At 55.8% G+C, this 15,797-nt stretch carries 14 protein-coding genes; 3 read left to right on the forward strand and 11 right to left on the reverse strand.

What is annotated here, in order from left to right:
* Positions 1 to 30: 30 nt before the first annotated feature.
* The 7 genes from QN378_RS07490 to QN378_RS07520 all read right to left on the reverse strand — a co-directional run bounded on the left by QN378_RS07490 (position 31) and on the right by QN378_RS07520 (position 7,674).
* Positions 31 to 1,092 carry an AI-2E family transporter gene (locus tag QN378_RS07490; protein ID WP_322203768.1) on the reverse strand — a complete coding sequence of 354 codons (1,062 nt, stop codon included), beginning with the start codon at positions 1,090 to 1,092 and terminating at the stop codon, positions 31 to 33.
* A gap of 84 nt (positions 1,093 to 1,176) precedes the next feature.
* Positions 1,177 to 1,995, reverse strand: a complete 819-nt coding sequence (locus QN378_RS07495; protein WP_322203769.1) for a DUF4892 domain-containing protein — start codon at positions 1,993 to 1,995, stop codon at positions 1,177 to 1,179.
* A gap of 127 nt (positions 1,996 to 2,122) precedes the next feature.
* Positions 2,123 to 2,977 (reverse strand): alpha/beta hydrolase, encoded by an 855-nt coding sequence (locus tag QN378_RS07500; RefSeq protein WP_322203771.1) that lies wholly within the window; start codon positions 2,975 to 2,977, stop codon positions 2,123 to 2,125.
* Positions 2,974 to 3,783, reverse strand: a complete 810-nt coding sequence (locus QN378_RS07505; RefSeq protein ID WP_322203773.1) for an alpha/beta hydrolase — start codon at positions 3,781 to 3,783, stop codon at positions 2,974 to 2,976. Before QN378_RS07505 ends, QN378_RS07500 begins: the two co-directional genes overlap by 4 nt.
* A gap of 112 nt (positions 3,784 to 3,895) precedes the next feature.
* Positions 3,896 to 4,339 (reverse strand): hotdog fold thioesterase, encoded by a 444-nt coding sequence (locus QN378_RS07510; RefSeq protein WP_322203775.1) that lies wholly within the window; start codon positions 4,337 to 4,339, stop codon positions 3,896 to 3,898.
* 107 nt (positions 4,340 to 4,446) lie between these two features.
* Positions 4,447 to 6,339, reverse strand: a complete 1,893-nt coding sequence (locus QN378_RS07515) for a propionyl-CoA synthetase (protein ID WP_322206874.1) — start codon at positions 6,337 to 6,339, stop codon at positions 4,447 to 4,449.
* A gap of 99 nt (positions 6,340 to 6,438) precedes the next feature.
* Positions 6,439 to 7,674: an MFS transporter gene (locus QN378_RS07520; protein WP_322203778.1), complete on the reverse strand. Its 1,236-nt coding sequence runs from the start codon at positions 7,672 to 7,674 to the stop codon at positions 6,439 to 6,441.
* Positions 7,675 to 7,780: 106 nt separating this feature from the next.
* Between QN378_RS07520 and QN378_RS07525 the strand changes: the two genes are divergently transcribed.
* Together QN378_RS07525 and QN378_RS07530 are read left to right on the forward strand one after the other, a co-directional pair.
* Positions 7,781 to 8,335, forward strand: a complete 555-nt coding sequence (locus QN378_RS07525) for a TetR/AcrR family transcriptional regulator (RefSeq protein WP_323546501.1) — start codon at positions 7,781 to 7,783, stop codon at positions 8,333 to 8,335.
* Entirely contained in the window at positions 8,335 to 9,648 is a 1,314-nt protein-coding gene (locus QN378_RS07530; RefSeq protein ID WP_323546498.1) for a leucine-rich repeat-containing protein kinase family protein, read from the forward strand. The genes QN378_RS07525 and QN378_RS07530 overlap by 1 nt, the downstream gene beginning before the upstream one ends.
* 145 nt (positions 9,649 to 9,793) lie before the next feature.
* Here QN378_RS07530 and QN378_RS07535 read toward each other — a convergent pair whose 3' ends face one another.
* On the reverse strand, positions 9,794 to 10,498 hold the full coding sequence (locus QN378_RS07535) for a YebC/PmpR family DNA-binding transcriptional regulator (protein ID WP_322203781.1): 705 nt from the start codon (positions 10,496 to 10,498) through the stop codon (positions 9,794 to 9,796).
* A gap of 291 nt (positions 10,499 to 10,789) precedes the next feature.
* Between QN378_RS07535 and QN378_RS07540 the strand changes: the two genes are divergently transcribed.
* Positions 10,790 to 12,562, forward strand: a complete 1,773-nt coding sequence (locus QN378_RS07540; RefSeq protein ID WP_323546495.1) for a type VI secretion system Vgr family protein — start codon at positions 10,790 to 10,792, stop codon at positions 12,560 to 12,562.
* Between the two features lie 15 nt (positions 12,563 to 12,577).
* Here QN378_RS07540 and QN378_RS07545 read toward each other — a convergent pair whose 3' ends face one another.
* The 3 genes from QN378_RS07545 to QN378_RS07555 all read right to left on the reverse strand — a co-directional run bounded on the left by QN378_RS07545 (position 12,578) and on the right by QN378_RS07555 (position 15,782).
* Positions 12,578 to 13,351 (reverse strand): enoyl-CoA hydratase, encoded by a 774-nt coding sequence (locus QN378_RS07545; RefSeq protein ID WP_323546493.1) that lies wholly within the window; start codon positions 13,349 to 13,351, stop codon positions 12,578 to 12,580.
* 84 nt (positions 13,352 to 13,435) lie between these two features.
* Positions 13,436 to 14,569: an acyl-CoA dehydrogenase gene (locus QN378_RS07550; RefSeq protein WP_323546490.1), complete on the reverse strand. Its 1,134-nt coding sequence runs from the start codon at positions 14,567 to 14,569 to the stop codon at positions 13,436 to 13,438.
* 22 nt (positions 14,570 to 14,591) lie between these two features.
* Positions 14,592 to 15,782 carry an acetyl-CoA C-acyltransferase gene (locus QN378_RS07555; protein WP_323546487.1) on the reverse strand — a complete coding sequence of 397 codons (1,191 nt, stop codon included), beginning with the start codon at positions 15,780 to 15,782 and terminating at the stop codon, positions 14,592 to 14,594.
* Positions 15,783 to 15,797 lie beyond the last annotated feature (15 nt).

The raw sequence follows: 15,797 nt of genomic DNA on the forward strand, positions 1-15,797 counted from the left end.
TGCGTTCTGTATGCGAGTCAGGTCGACGGATCAGAGAAGGGTTGGAGTGCCGGGACGTTTGTTTTTTGAAGCGGTCCAGTCGATCAGAAGGCTGTAGGCAACCGCCAATAATGTTGGACCAATGAACAGCCCGATAAAACCGAACGCTAACAACCCGCCAAATACTCCCAGCAGAACGATCACCAACGGCAAATTTCCTCCCCTACTGATCAAATAGGGCTTGAGGACGTTATCGACGCCGCTAATGATGAACGTGCCCCAAATGCCGAGAAAGATCGCCATGCCGTATTGGCCTTTCCAGGCCAGCCACGCGGTGGCGGGAATCCACAGCAGCGGCGGGCCCATCGGCACCAGGCTGAGCAAAAAGGTACCAATCCCCAGCACCATCGCGCCCGGAACGCCGGCAATCAAAAAGCCAATGAACGCCAATACTGCTTGGGCAGCGGCCGTACCGATAACCCCATTCACCACTCGTTGAACCGTACCGGCCACCAGATCCAAATAATAATGAGCTCGGTCACCAATCAATCGCTCTAACAAGCTGAGGATAAAGGCGGCCAGTCGCGGGCCGTCGCGGTAGAAGAAAAACACGAACACCAGACTCAACGTGGTTTCGAGTATCCCGCCACCGATCTGCGCACTGCGCGCCAACAACCAGTTCCCGACCTGACCCAGGTAGGGCTTGATCGCAATCATTGCCGCAGCACCTTGCTCGTCAATGGTGTTCCAATAACCTACCAGTCGTTCGCCGATGATTGGCAGCCCGGCCAACCACAAGGGAGGCTCTGGCAGGCCATCGACCTGCACATCTTTGATAAAGAGCGTGGCATCACGAAGGTGGTCAGCCAGGTTAAAACCTAGCCATACCAATGGAGCCGCCACCAGCAACATCCATATCAGCGTCAATAATCCTGCCGCCAATGACTCGCGTCCGTTAAGCCAGCGGGTCAGCACACGCATCATTGGCCAGCTGGCGAATGCCAACACCGCGCCCCAGAACAGCGCCGACCAGAATGGCGCCATCACCCAAAGACATGCACCCAGCAGCGCCAGGAGCAGTATCTGCACCAACAGGCGATCATTATTGAGCATGGGTTATCCCGAATAAGTAAGCGGAGGCTGTAAGCATAACGGCGAACACCAACAGCGCCAGTGTTCGAGAGGGGAATAAGGGTTTCAGCGAATAAGCTCGACAACCAAACCCTGTTTGTCAGCGCTACCTGTCTCAAGACGTGCCGCACGGACACTGTTGGCAATTAACGCCTGACGCCAAACCTCACCATGTGCTCCGGATACCGTGACCCGCAAAGTGCTGTCCAGATTGAGCGCACGGGAAATCAAGATCGTCCAAGGGTCCTGCGGTTCACCCTTCAGTTTCGGAAACTCTAGTTTTCCGGTGCTTTTCAATTGACGCAGCAAGGTCGCGGAGGTGGGTAGCAACTCACCCAACGGTGCGTCGGAATCAAACTGTTCAACGTGTAGGTACGCACGACGATTGCCACGGGTAATGCCATACAAGGCCACTAAGGTGTCGTCCTTCGGGGCAGCAAGGCGTAGCAACAAATACGCCTGTTGATCATCGGCACCGAACAACTTGGAGTTACCAAATACTTCATTGGCCCACAAGCTGCTTTCGCCACAATCTCGTGCCTGGCACCAATACAGCAATTCGGCGCCTTGCTTTTGCAACCCCTCCCGCGCGGCGGTGAAAGCCTCGTCGGAGGTATGTCCGGCTGGTAATTCATACGTCACGGCAGTCGCAAGACCTTTGGCGGCGACCTGCCCTTCGAAGCGTAACTGACCGCTAACCTTACGAACGGAACCCAGCGGATAAATCCGCTGCTGGTCCATGGGCGGACGGTAGTCGACGATTTCCGAATCCAGAACCCGTGGAACGATCTCCAAGTCATGGCTGCCCGGAACATCGGCGGCAAATAAAAGGGTACTTAGCAATGAACTGCTGATCGAGGCGGTAAGAACACTCAGTAAACGCATACGTGCTCTTCTTGGGTCGCTAAGGCGGGGGCGGACTGAAAGGGGTTGCAAGTAACGACGGGGCAGTGGTCCATCAAGATCATCTCCTGTTTCAATCCGCCCAGCCTCGGCAGTTGCCTGCCGCAAGTCAAGGATCGGCGTAAAAGCGATTGAAACAGTCTGCAACAGAGCGTGCGCCCTCTTCGTCATTCAAATGCAGATGGTGACCGCCCTCAAGGGTCATGACTTCAAACGGGAGTTGCGACAATAACTCAGGATGTTGCGCGAGCATGCCCTGCCCGGCCACCACCAATTGCGTCGGACAACTAACACGTTTGACGAAGGCCATCGCCTGATCACGGGTCAAACGCATCGGTGACGCCAAGGTCAAGCGGCTGTCACTGCGCCACGTGTAACCGCCGGGTACCGGCATCAATCCACGCTGGGCGAGCAGCTCTGCGGCCTCCCGACTGACGGCCACCACCCCTTTCATTCGGGCCTGTACTGCGCTGTCCAAGTCAGGGTAGACGGGCTTGCGTTTGGTAGACAGATTCAACTTTGCCTGCAACGCCATACCCATTCGCTCGGCGGTGCTGTCCGCTTCGCCGGTGGGCGGGATCACCCCATCAATCAAGGCCAGGCGCGTGACCCGCTCAGGCAGCGCACCGGCCAGTACCACTGAAATAATTGCGCCCAAGGAATGCCCCATGAGCGAGAAGCGTTGCCAGCCGAGCTGTTGTGCCACCTGCAAAACATCATGGGCGTAATCCCACAACGTATAGCCGGAACCCAGCGGACGGTGGTCGGAGTGCCCGTGCCCGGCCAGGTCTAGAGCAACGATGCGCAGCCCTTTTAGGTGCGGCGCCAAGCGCGCGAAACTATTGGCGTTGTCTAGCCAACCGTGCAGGGCAATGACCGGCTGACCGTCCTGCGGCCCGAACAGGTGGGCGGCCAATTCGATATGGGGCAAGCTTAGGCGGACTTCTTCAACAGGCATACTCATGCGCTGGCCTTCGCGGGACGCGCCAGATTCCAACGTGTGAACACCTGCTTAAGCAAGTCAGCGGTTTCCTGAGGACGCTCTAGGGGAAACATGTGACCGCCAGGCATGGATAACGATTCACCCAGCGGCAGGTATTTTACCGAACGGGTGTGGTGACGCATGACGACTCGGCTGTGTTTGCCGCGAACCACGGCAAGCGGCACTTGCAGCTGCTGGGCACGGCCGGGGCTGGTGTGTGGCACGCTGCGGTAAATACTAATTTCCGTTGCCGGGTCGAAACGCAGGCGCAATTGCTCACCGTCTTGCTGTAACCCATGTAGCAGATAAGCATCGAAACATTCGGGATCAAAACGTCGAAAAAGTGTTTTTCCCGCAAAATACTGGCGGGCAGCGGCCATGTCAGCGAACGCTTCCCGACGACCTAGGGTGCGTCCCGCCGGCGTAATGCGATCAATGAAACCAAAGCGTTTAGCCGCGCGGATCATCAGTTGATCGGCCAACGTGAGCACCGGGGAGTCCAGCATCACCACACCGCGATACAACTCAGGACAGCGCAACGCCGCGTGAAAATGCAACACACCACCTAACGAGTGTCCCACGCCCCAAACCGGTTCTGGTTGAAGTTGCAGGTGATAAATCAGCTCATCGACCAAATTCAGCCAGTTGTCGTCCACCGGAAATCGGGGGTCGTGTGCGTGCTGCGGCAAATGCGAAACGACGAACTCCGGGCCCAGCGCGGAAAACAGTTTGCCGTATGTGGCCGACGGGAAACCGTTTGCGTGAGCGAAAAATACCTGTTGCGGCATACGAGCGCGTCCATAACGAAAACCCAGTGGCAATTGTGCGCACCCGCCACGCGCGCGGCAATGACTGTATCCGCCAGGAAGAGTGACAGTTAGGACAGGATTGCACGTTGGGTTAACGAACCGGTGGTTGCTCGCCTATCGGCACTATTGCCATGGTCAAGCGCGAGATACAACTGGCCTTGCCTTCGTCGCTGGTCAGGCGGATGTCCCAGACATGAGTCGTGCGACCTATGTGAACGGGATGGGCGACTGCCGTGACTCGACCGCTGCGTAAACCGCGTAGGTGGTTGGCGTTGATTTCAAGACCGACACAAAAAAATTTGCTCGGGTCGATGCACAGGTAGCTGGCCGTCGAACCCACGGTTTCAGCCAACACCACTGACGCACCGCCGTGCAACAGTCCATACGGCTGATGAGTTCGGTGATCAACCACCATGCTTGCAGTGATCGAATTGTCATCGAGACTTTCGAACCTAATGTCCAACAATTCGCCGATGGTATTCTTCTGCATCGCATTGAGGTGTTCGATATCCGGGGTCTTAAACCACAAGCTCATGTTAAATCCTTGAGTCAGGGCGCTTGATTGACGAGCGCCGAAAATGGAGTCGATTGCGCATAGTAGCGTTTTCGAACGCTCGTTTCATTCTGCAACAATGCCGTTGATTAAGGCCGGTTGTTGGGCCGCATGCCCAGTGCAACACCGATCTCCGCCAGAATGGCTGTATCGTCAATGGTCGACGGCGGTGTAAACACCTCTCCATCGGCAATTTTGCGCAGAACCGCACGCAGTATTTTTCCGGAGCGGGTTTTGGGTAGACGCTTGACCACCACGATCCGTTGCAAACAGGCTAGGGCACCGATTTTTTCACGCACCAGGGCAACCATTTCGCTCTGGAGCTGCGCGCTGCTTTGCTCGACACCGTCCTTGAGCACAATCATCCCTAACGGCACTTGGCCTTTGATCTCGTCATGCACGCCAATCACTGCGCACTCGGCGACGGCCGGATGTTGACCAACCAAGTCCTCCATCTCCCCGGTAGACAGCCGATGGCCCGCGACGTTAATCACATCGTCAGTGCGGCCCATGATGTAAACAAAACCTTCGTCATCAACATAACCACCGTCGCCGGTATGAAAATAACCGGGAAAGCTTTGTAAATAAGCCTCAAGGTAGCGCGAATGATCGTTCCACAGGGTCTGGCTGCAACCCGGAGGCAGCGGTAAGGCAATGACCACTGACCCTTGCTCACCCGGCCCCACCAATTGCCCGTGCTCGTCCATCACTCGAACGTCGTAACCCGGCACCGCGCGGTTGCTTGAACCAGGGCCAGGACGGTGGCCGTCAAGACCCACGCAGGGTGCCGTGACCGGCCAACCGGTTTCGGTCTGCCACCAGTGGTCGAGGACTGGCTTGCCGGTCAGTTGCTCGAGCCACTCATGGGTGCTGGAGTCGAGTTTTTCTCCCGCCAGGAACAAATGGCGAATCGAACTCAGGTCGCGGTTTTTGATCAGCTCGCCGCCGGGGTCGGCCTTGCGAATCGCTCGCATGGCAGTCGGCGCACAAAATAAGGCGTTGATCCGATATTCCTCGACCATCCGCCAGTAGCTTCCCGCATCCGGCGTGCGGACCGGTTTGCCCTCATACAACACCGTCGTACACCCGGCCATCAACGGCCCATAAACAATCAGTGAATGACCCACGACCCAGCCGACGTCGGAAATTCCCCACCAGACATCGCCTCTTTGCATGCCATAAATTGAGGCCATGGTGAAGATCAATGCCACGGCATTGCCGCCGTTTTCGCGCACAATGCCCTTGGGCTTACCCGTGGTGCCTGACGTGTACATGATGTAGAGCGGGTCGGTACTCGCGACAGGCACCGGATCAACCGGCTCAATACCCACTAACGCAACGTCCCAATCCAGGTCACGCCCAGCCTGCAAAATTGCCAAGACCTGCGGACGTTGCAACACCACTACCTGACACGGCTGATGACGGGCTAGCTCTAACGCTTTGTCGACCAGGGGTTTGTATTCAATCACCCGGTCAAATTCGAGGCCGCAAGATGCGGTCAGCAGCAACGTGGGTTTGGCGTCGTCGATGCGCAGCGCCAGTTCATTGGCAGCAAAACCGCCAAAGACCACCGAGTGAACCGCACCCAACCGAGCGCAGGCCAGCATCGCCATTACCGCTTGCGGCACCATTGGCATATAAATAATCACGCCGTCGCCTTTTTCCACACCCAACTGACGCAAGAGTCCGGCCAAACGTGCCACTTCATCGCGTAATTCGAGGTAGCTATAACGAACTTTGTTGTAGCTAACCGGCGAGTCGTAGATCAACGCCGTCTGCTCGCCTCGCCCTTGCTCGATGTGATAATCCAGCGCCAGGTAGCTGCTATTAAGTACGCCATCGCCGAACCAGCGGTGCGTGCCGTCGGCCAAGGTCTCAAGGATATTGCTGGGCTTGCGATACCAAGCCACCTGCTGCGCTTGTTCGGCCCAAAAACTTTCGGGATCGGCAATCGAATGCGCGTGACTTTGGACGTAGTTCATCGGCTGCTGGCTCATCGGTATCCCTGTGATTGTTCTTGTTCTGGGCTTGCGAGAAAGGCCTTACACAGATGAACGTAGCAGATACCCGGCGAATTTCAGCTACGACTTTTGTCGGTCATGTAAGCCGCACTGCAGGGAACGGGTGTTTGCCAACCGTTGGATGAATAAACCGAGTAAAGCCAGGGCCGCCAGCACAATAACGACCAAACCATAGACGTTTGCGGTGGCTATCAGGCCGAAGCGGTGCGCAGACAAGCCTGCAACCAATGCAGGTAGACAAAATGCCAAGTAACTCAGCACATAAAACGTCGACATCAACCCTCCGCGCTCATGGGCATGAGCCAGCGGCATCAGTAAGCGCATGGCACCCAGAAAACCAGAGCCGAAGCCACAGCCAGCGATCACAGTGCCGACGAAAAACAACCACAGCCAACCGCTGTTAATCGCCAGCAAAATCACCGCCACGCCGATGCCCAAGCAAATCGCGCCAACGAACAAAGCCAGTACCGGCGGCCGTCTGCGCAGATTAAGAATTGCCAACACGCCACTTAAGGTGAGCGCTGCCACGGCCAGTCCGCCATTCATCACTGAGGTTGAACCCGTTGCCGCCGCCAAGAGCGACGGTGTCAAGGACAGGTAGAACCCGCCCAGTGCCCATGCAGCGATGTCGACTGGGAGAATCAGCCAAAGGGTACGCCGTGCCTGCGGCGGCACACTCAGCGTCGGTTTTAGCGAGGCGAACACCCCGGGTTGCGGACTCACCGTTTCCGGCAATCGCCACAGGTACACCGCTTGCAGCACAAAGGCGGCTAAAAGCACGATAAATGCCAGCGTCAATGGCATCGGGGCGTAGGCCACCAACACGCTGGTTCCTAACGCACCGCCTGCCATCCCCAACAACGGCGCTACGCTATTGACCAGCGGGCCTTGAACCTGATCACAGTCGAGCAACGCAGCTCCCAGTGCGCTGGCCGCCATTCCCGTGGCAAAACCCTGAAGCAACCGCGCCAACAGCAACCAGCTCACGTCTGTAGCGCCGATAAATAACGCCATTGATAGAATTTGTAGCAATAGCGCAGCGAAGATCACCGGACGTCTGCCGAGATAATCCGATAACGAGCCCACTACCAATAATGCAACCAACAAGCTCAATGCATACGCGGCGAATATCAGGGTCAGCATCGCCGCCGAGAAGCCCCAATTTTGCTGATACAGGTGATAAAGCGGGGTTGGTGAACTGGATGCGGCGAAAAAGCTCAGTGTGGTAATGGCCAGAAACCCTAAACTGCTACGACCGCGAGCTGCGTCAGATGGGTTTTGCAAAGGGTGGGACATGGTTACACTCTCCAGACAAAGCACGGTGCAAAAGCAAATACTTAGCTTTTGCGAGTGTGCAACGCAACACCTCTTAAAGCAAATTTTTTGTGTTAAGGTCTGCCGTATGGCTATTAAAGAAGGTATTCGCACGGGCGGCCGCAGTGCCCGTGTTCAAGAGTCGATCCACGCCGCTATCCGCGATCTGTTGCTTGAGCATGAACGTTCAACTCTTAGCGTACCGATGATTGCGGCCCGCGCAGGGGTGACGCCATCCACCATATATCGGCGTTGGGGCGACCTGACCAGTTTGCTGGCAGACGCTGCGCTAGAGCGCTTGCGCCCGGACGTACCGGTTAATTGCGGCAACCTCCGCGACGATCTGCAGAGCTGGACCGAACAATATTTAGACGATATGAACTCCGTTGCCGGGCGGGAGATGATGCGGGACGTTGTCGCGAGCGCTGCAGGTCGTTCAGGCAAATGTGCGACTATTGTCCGCGATCAGCTTCAAATCATTGTCGATCGTGCAATCGCACGCGGCGAGGCCGCACCCCCTGCCGAAGACCTTGTGGACGCGATTGTGGCGCCGATGATTTACCGAATCCTGTACGCAGAGGCGCCCCCCGCCATAGACCGAATGTTTCAGTTAATTGATATCTGTCTGGTCCGGCACTGCTGATGATGGATGCCGATCGTCGACCACACACCCTTGAACGCCTTCGTGCAGGCCAACTTAACGGCATCAAACGCCTTGATTTGTCCTGTGGGCTACTAGAGTTTCCTGTAGAAATTTTCGACCTTGCTGACACACTTGAAATTCTCAACCTGAGTGGTAATGCACTCCGTAATTTGCCAGCGGACCTCTACCGTTTACAAAAACTGCGTGTCTTGTTTTGTTCGGAAAACCAGTTCACCGAGCTGCCGCCGTGTATCGGTCATTGCAGTCAATTGCAAATCATCGGGTTCAAGGCCAATCAAATTCGACACATTCCGGCCCAGGCATTACCACCACTGCTGCGCTGGTTGATCCTGACCGACAATTGCATTGAAACCTTGCCCGAGGCTATCGGTGACTGCGGCGCCTTGCAAAAGCTAATGCTTGCGGGCAACCAGTTGCACACATTACCGGCGTCCCTTGCTCGCTGTACGCAACTCGAATTGGTGCGCATCTCCGCCAATCAGCTAACCGCGCTTCCCGACTGGCTATTAAAATTGCCTGCACTGGCTTGGCTGGCCTACGCGGGTAACCCGCTGCCCACCTACCACGCGGATACGCCCATCCGGCAAATCATTTGGTCGCACCTGGCCGTGCAGCAACTATTGGGCGAAGGCGCTTCCGGAGTTATCCAGCAGGCGCTGTGGCGAGCACCGGAACAACTGGAGACGTTGGTGGCGGTGAAACTTTATAAAGGCAGCATCACCAGCGACGGTTCCCCACTGAACGAGATGGCGGCCTGTATCGCGGCGGGTTCGCACCCGAATCTGATTGGCGTCGAAGGGCAAATCGCAGAACACCCTAGCGATCAAACCGGTTTAGTCATGCAACTCATCGCCCCACACTTCGAAAACCTCGCCGGGCCGCCGAGCCTTGAGTCCTGTACGCGGGATGTCTATCCATTGAATACCGTCTTCACCTTGGAAACCGCGCTACGGCTAGCCCGGGGTATAGCCTCGGCCGCTGAACACCTCAATGCCAGCCACCTCAGCCACGGTGACTTGTACGCTCATAACATTTTGTTCAGCCAAGACGGCGATTGCCTGTTAGGAGACTTCGGTGCAGCGTCATTCCACCCCACTGGACAGACAGAGCAACCGGCACTGCTGGAGCGGATTGAAGTTCGGGCATTTGGAATTTTACTGGATGAACTGACGAAACGCTGCGGATCGCGGGAAGTGGCAGGACTGAACGCTCTTCAACACAAGTGCACTCAGCCAGACGTTCTGGCAAGGCCGTCGTTCGCAGAGGTTAACCGGGTATTGCGAGAGCTTTAATATAGCTGCCTTGCAGCGTTGCGATTGGCAAGTGGGTAAAGCAGCGATCGGTTCCTGGTCGATCGCAGCCTTCGGCAGCTCTTACAGTTATTTTTTAGTCAATAATTTATGCGTCGTTTTCAAATTACGAACCCGGCTGAGCAGCTTAACCGGCCAACCCTACGTACACGTTCTGCACATCGTCATGCCCATCAATCGCTTCAAGAAACGCCTCGACATCCGCCATTTCCTCATCACTTAAGCCATCAACCGTGCTTTTGGGACGATATCCCAACTGCGCCGACTGCACGGTGAAACCAAACTCCGGTAGCGCCTTGCACACAGCGTCCAGGTCGGTTAACTCAGTGAGAAACAGCGTAGCGCCTTCTTCGGCTGGTTCGAAATCCTGAGCACCTGCCTCAATGGCAGCTAATTCAGCGTCGGCGTCCGGCGTCGCGGGCACAGCTTCGATCATTCCCAGATGGTTGAAGTCCCAAGACACCGAGCCTGCGGCACCTAGTTGCCCCTTGCGAAACAACACACGAATTTCAGACACCGTGCGATTAATGTTGTCGGTCAGGCATTCCACGATCACGGGCACCCGATGCGGCGCAAATCCTTCGTAAGTCAGGCGCTCAAATGTAACGCCTTCGCCCAGAAGCCCAGCGCCTTTTTTTATCGCGCGCTCAAGTGTTTCACGTGGCATTGATGCTTTCTTTGCCTGCTCGATGATTAACCGCAATCGTGGGTTCATGTCGGGATCAGCACCGGTTCGGGCAGCGATCATGATTTCCTTGGACAGCTTGCCAAAGATTCGACCTTTGGCATTCGATGCCGCTTCTTTATGCTTGACCTTCCACTGTGCGCCCATGTTTTTCTCTTGGTCCGTGGCTGATAACTACCGCCGTAGCTGTCAGCAGGCAGCTGACGATACGTTGGCAATACGCTGAAATTGGCGCTCATTTTATACGCGATCACGCTAGATGAAACCCCTTCCTGCCCAGCGAGGGCCAAACAGAGTCGGTACGCAAGAAAAACCTGTATTTCATCAAGAACAGTTACGTTTACTTGTAGTCCTTTTCCGAAAAACTGCGCAGCTCTGACGTTCGTCATCGGCATTCCGTACTCTCTGCCGAGGTTTTTTAGAAGTAAGGATGAGCAGTTGAGCCAAGAAAAGGAAACATTGATCACCTTGACCGTCGCCAACGCGCCGTTGGAATTACGCGTCACCCATTTCAGAGGCTCTGAAGCACTAAACCGACCTTACTGGTTTGAAATTGACCTGGTTAGTCCAAACGTTTATCTAGAGGTCAAACTGCTGAAGTCGCGGAGCGCCTTTCTTTGCATAGGTGAAGAGCAAAATGGCGTCCATGGCTTGATAGGCAGCGTCCTACCGCTATACGTTGGTAAAACTATCAGCCATTTTCGGGTAACCCTTGAACCACGCTTGCAAGCGTTGCAGCAGCGGTACCATCAGCGATTGTTTCAAGGTTTGAGCGTACCCCAAATCATTAAGCAGATCCTCGAAGAGCACGGTATGGGGGATGACCATTATCGTTTTGAACCTCTAGTGGGGCTCTATCCACCACGGGAAACCTGTGCTCAATACGACGAAAATAATTTGCACCTCTTACAGCGACTCTGTGCAGAGGAAGGCATTCATTTCCGTTTTGAACACCACCGCAACCAGCACGTTGTAATTTTTGGCGACGATCCGGCCAACTTTTCCGAGTTACCGCGACCAGCCCGTTACCAGAAAACCGGCGATCGCGACGCGACTCACCCCGCCATCAGCCACATGGTAGAAACCTATGCCTTTGACGCGCGTCCTGAACACTGCACGCCCTTTGCGCACCAATCGCCGCACGACGCCGAGGAGGACAGCCTTCCGTCACCGGACTACGGCCATGCAGCCAACCAATCGTGCGATACGTTTAAACCCAGCAAGCCGCCGGAAATAGCCGAAACCAGGCTTCGTCAACTGAGCGAACGCACTTTAGAGCGCATGCGTTGCGAGCGGCGGTATGTGCATGGTGTTAGTAATCAGCCCATGTTGAGCAGCGGACGAATACTGTGGGTGATCGCTCATCCCAATGGCATGTTCAACGATCATTGGTTACTCACTGAACTTCACCACGCGGGCAAGCAACCCCAAGTGTTGGATGGGCTCGACCCGCTTGACACTAAAGAGCTCATCGAACAGGCGTCGTTGGACCATGACCAGTGGCCACCAACTTTCGATCTTGAATCTAACGACAGGGGCGTTAAGGATCTTGCACCGCTGACTCGCGGCTATCGAAATCACTTTCGTGCTATCCCATGGGCCATGTCTTATCGCCCGTCGCTTATACCTTACGCGCCAAAAGTTTCCGGTCACCACACTGCCACCTTAATGGGCGAAAACGGCCTTCCGATAACCCGCGACGCGTTAGGCCGTGTTCAGGTGAAGCTACGTTGGCCACAGATTCAGTCAGGTAACGAAGCTTGTGTTTGGCTGCCATTGGCCATTGGAGCTCCCTCGACCAGAACAACGTCAGACTTACTGGCAGGCACCGAAGTGATGTTGAATTATTTCGACGGGGATCTAAATCGACCGGTAATTGTCGACACCGTCAGTGGCCAAGCGACACCGAGGCCGGAGCCGTCGATATGTATCGATGGCCAATCACTGGGCCGCTTGGTGGAGCGCATCCATCTAAGCGCTGGGCAAACGCTACGTGCTGATGCGCCATCGCCCATGACTCTGGCCACTGCAGATACGCGCATTGAGTTGCACACGGATCACATTCGAATCTCTAATCCCAAACGCCTGAGTCGCAGCATCTGCGAGGAAGAACCCACCCTTTACGAGAAGACACCGGAACCTGACCAGCCCGATCCTTCGCCAACCCGGCCCGACTTCAGCGCACTGTTTCAATGGGTGAGCCGGTATTAGCAAGATCCTTCTTCATCAATACCCTTTGAAGTGCGGCTCGCGTTTTTCAATGAACGCTGTCATGCCTTCTTTTTGATCGCTCGTCGCGAAGGCCGCATGGAAAACCCTGCGCTCAAAGCGGATACCTTCGGCGAGACTCACTTCAAAGGCACGATTAACACTTTCCTTGACCATCATCGCCACGGGCAAGGATTTTGCGGCGATTTCAGCCGCTACTTTCAACGCCTCATCCAACAAGTCATCAACCGGCAGCACCCGGGAAACCAGCCCAGAACGCTCAGCTTCCACCGCGTCAATCAAACGTCCACTCAGACACATTTCCATGGCCTTGGCTTTCCCCACCGCACGTGTGAGCCGTTGGGTGCCGCCCATGCCGGGCAATACACCCAGTTTGATTTCCGGCTGACCGAATTTTGCGTTATCGGCCGCGAGGATAAAGTCGCACATCAGTGCCAGCTCACAACCTCCGCCCAAGGCAAATCCGGCAACCGCGGCGATCATCGGTTTACGCCGGTTAGCAATGCGATCACTGTCGGAAAACAGATCGTCAAGGTAGATCTGCGGATACGTCAACTCAGACATTTCCTTGATGTCTGCACCTGCGGCGAAGGCTTTTTTAGAGCCTGTCAGGACGATGCAGCCAATGTCACGATTCGCGTCCAATACATCCAGCGCCTGGTTCAACTCATGGACCAATTGAGCGTTCAAGGCATTCAACGCGTGGGGACGGTTCAAGGTAATCAAACCTACACGACCTCGAATCTCTATCAGAATAGATTCATAACTCATTGATTTTATTCCATTTTTAAAATAAATATAAAAAGCGCCATATTCCATAAATAACATTAGATTATCAATTTAAGTAGTTGATAATTAACGATAAAGACTTCTTGAAATGACTATTCGTTGAATATCGCTAGTGCCCTCATAAATCTGGCAGACCCGCACGTCTCGGTAAATACGCTCCAGGGGGAAATCATTCAAATAGCCGTAGCCACCCAAAGTCTGTAAAGCACTGGAGCAGACCTTCTCGGCCATTTCCGAAGCAAACAGTTTGGCCATAGATGCCTCAACCAACGCCGGCTTGCCACTGTCCCGCAGCGCTGCCGCGTAATGCACCATTTGCCGGGCGACCGCTATCGAAGTGGCCATGTCGGCCAGTCGAAAGGCCACGGCCTGGTGTTCGGTCAATGACTTGCCAAAGCTAGTCCGCTCCTTGGCGTAATCACGAGCGACTTCAAACGCCGCGCGGGCCATGCCGATCGATTGAGCAGCGATGCCCACGCGACCGCCTTCCAGATTGGCCAGCGCGATTTTGTAGCCCTCGCCCTCTGCGCCCAAGCGCTGATCAATCGGAACCTTGACGTTTTCAAACAGAATTTCACAGGTATCAGAGGCGTGTTGGCCGAGCTTCTCTTCAACCTTGGCGACGGTGTAACCCGGTGAGTCGGTCGGCACGATAAACGCTGTGATACCGCGCTTACCGGCAGCGGGGTCGGTCACGGCGAAGACGATCACCACCCCGGCGTTTTTCCCGGACGTGATGAACTGCTTACTGCCATTGAGCACGTAATGGTCACCCTCCAACCGCGCGCGGGTGCGCAAATTGCTGGCGTCGGAGCCTGCCTGAGCCTCGGTCAGAGCGAAAGCACCCAGCATCTCGCCGCTGGCCAACGGCGTCAGAAAACGCTGCTTCTGTTGTTCGGTGCCGAACCTGAGAATCGGCACGCAGCCCACTGAGTTGTGCACACTCATGATGGTCGAACACGCGCCATCCCCAGCGGCGATCTCTTCTAACGCCATGGCGTATGCGAGGTAACCCGTATCGCAGCCGCCCCATTGCTCGGGCACCAACATGCCGAAGAAGCCGAGTTCAGCCATTTCACTGATGGCCTGGCGCGGAAAAGCATGATCGCGGTCCCATTGAGCAGAGAACGGCCGGAGCCGCTCTTGGGCGAACTGCCGGGCCGCATCGCTGATTTGTTGTTGTTCTTCGGTGGGAAGCATGTTCGTTTCCTTATTTAACGCTTCAATACAGGCACTCAAGGGCAACCGCTGTCGCCTCGCCGCCGCCAATGCACACCGCTGCTACGCCGCGCTTAAGCCCCTTTTGGCGCAGTGCTGAGATCAGCGTGACCAAAATCCTCGCCCCCGACGCACCAATCGGATGCCCCAACGCACACGCGCCACCGTGGATATTCAACTTGTCGTGAGAAATTTCCAGCGTGCTCATGGCCACCAACGCCACCACGGCGAACGCTTCGTTGATTTCAAACAGGTCTACGTCTGTTAGCGACCACTCGACCTTACTCATCAACTTTTTAATCGCACCTATGGGCGCTGTCGGAAACAACCCTGGCTCATCGGCGAAGGCCGCGTGAGCGCGAATCACTGCGAGCGGCTTCAAGCCACGCCGCTGGGCTTCGGAGCGGCGCATCAGTACCAGTGCCGCAGCGCCATCGGAAATCGAACTGGAGTTGGCGGCAGTTACCGTTCCACCTTCGCGAAACGCCGGTTTCAGAGCAGGAATTTTGTCTATACGAGCCTTGGGCGGCTGCTCGTCTTCGCTGATCAGCCGCTGTTCCTTGCCGACGGTAACCTGCACCGGAACGATTTCGGCCGAGAAACGGCCGTTGCTGATGGCCTGTTGGGCCCGCATCAGCGAGTCCACGGCAAAGGCATCTTGCATCTGGCGGCTAATACCATTGAGTTCAGCGCAGTCTTCGGCATAGGTACCCATCAATCGGCCCTTGTCGTAAGCATCTTCCAATCCGTCAAGAAACATATGGTCGAGCACCCGGCCATGCCCCATTCGGTAGCCGCTGCGGGCCCGGTCCAGTAAATACGGGGCATTGGACATGCTTTCCATCCCTCCAGCCACCGCGACCTGGGCGCTACCGGCCAGTAATGAGTCGTGAGCCAGAATGGCTGCCTGCATGCCCGACCCACACATTTTGTTGAGCGTGGTGCACACCGTAGAACGACTCAGACCCGCGCCCAGCGCCGCTTGCCGAGCGGGCGCCTGACCCAACCCCGCCGACAGCACGCAACCGAATAACACTTCGTCGATGTCCTGGGCTTCAACGCCTGCACGCTCGACGGCAGCACGAATTGCCGCAGCGCCCAGTTGTGGCGCGGTCAGACTGGCAAGCACCCCCTGAAACCCGCCCATAGGGGTACGGGCAGCACTTACTATGACAATTGGGTCTTGGATAGACATCTCTGGCTTCTCAGT

Source organism: Pseudomonas sp. 10S5 (assembly GCF_035019745.1).
Taxonomy (GTDB): domain Bacteria; phylum Pseudomonadota; class Gammaproteobacteria; order Pseudomonadales; family Pseudomonadaceae; genus Aquipseudomonas.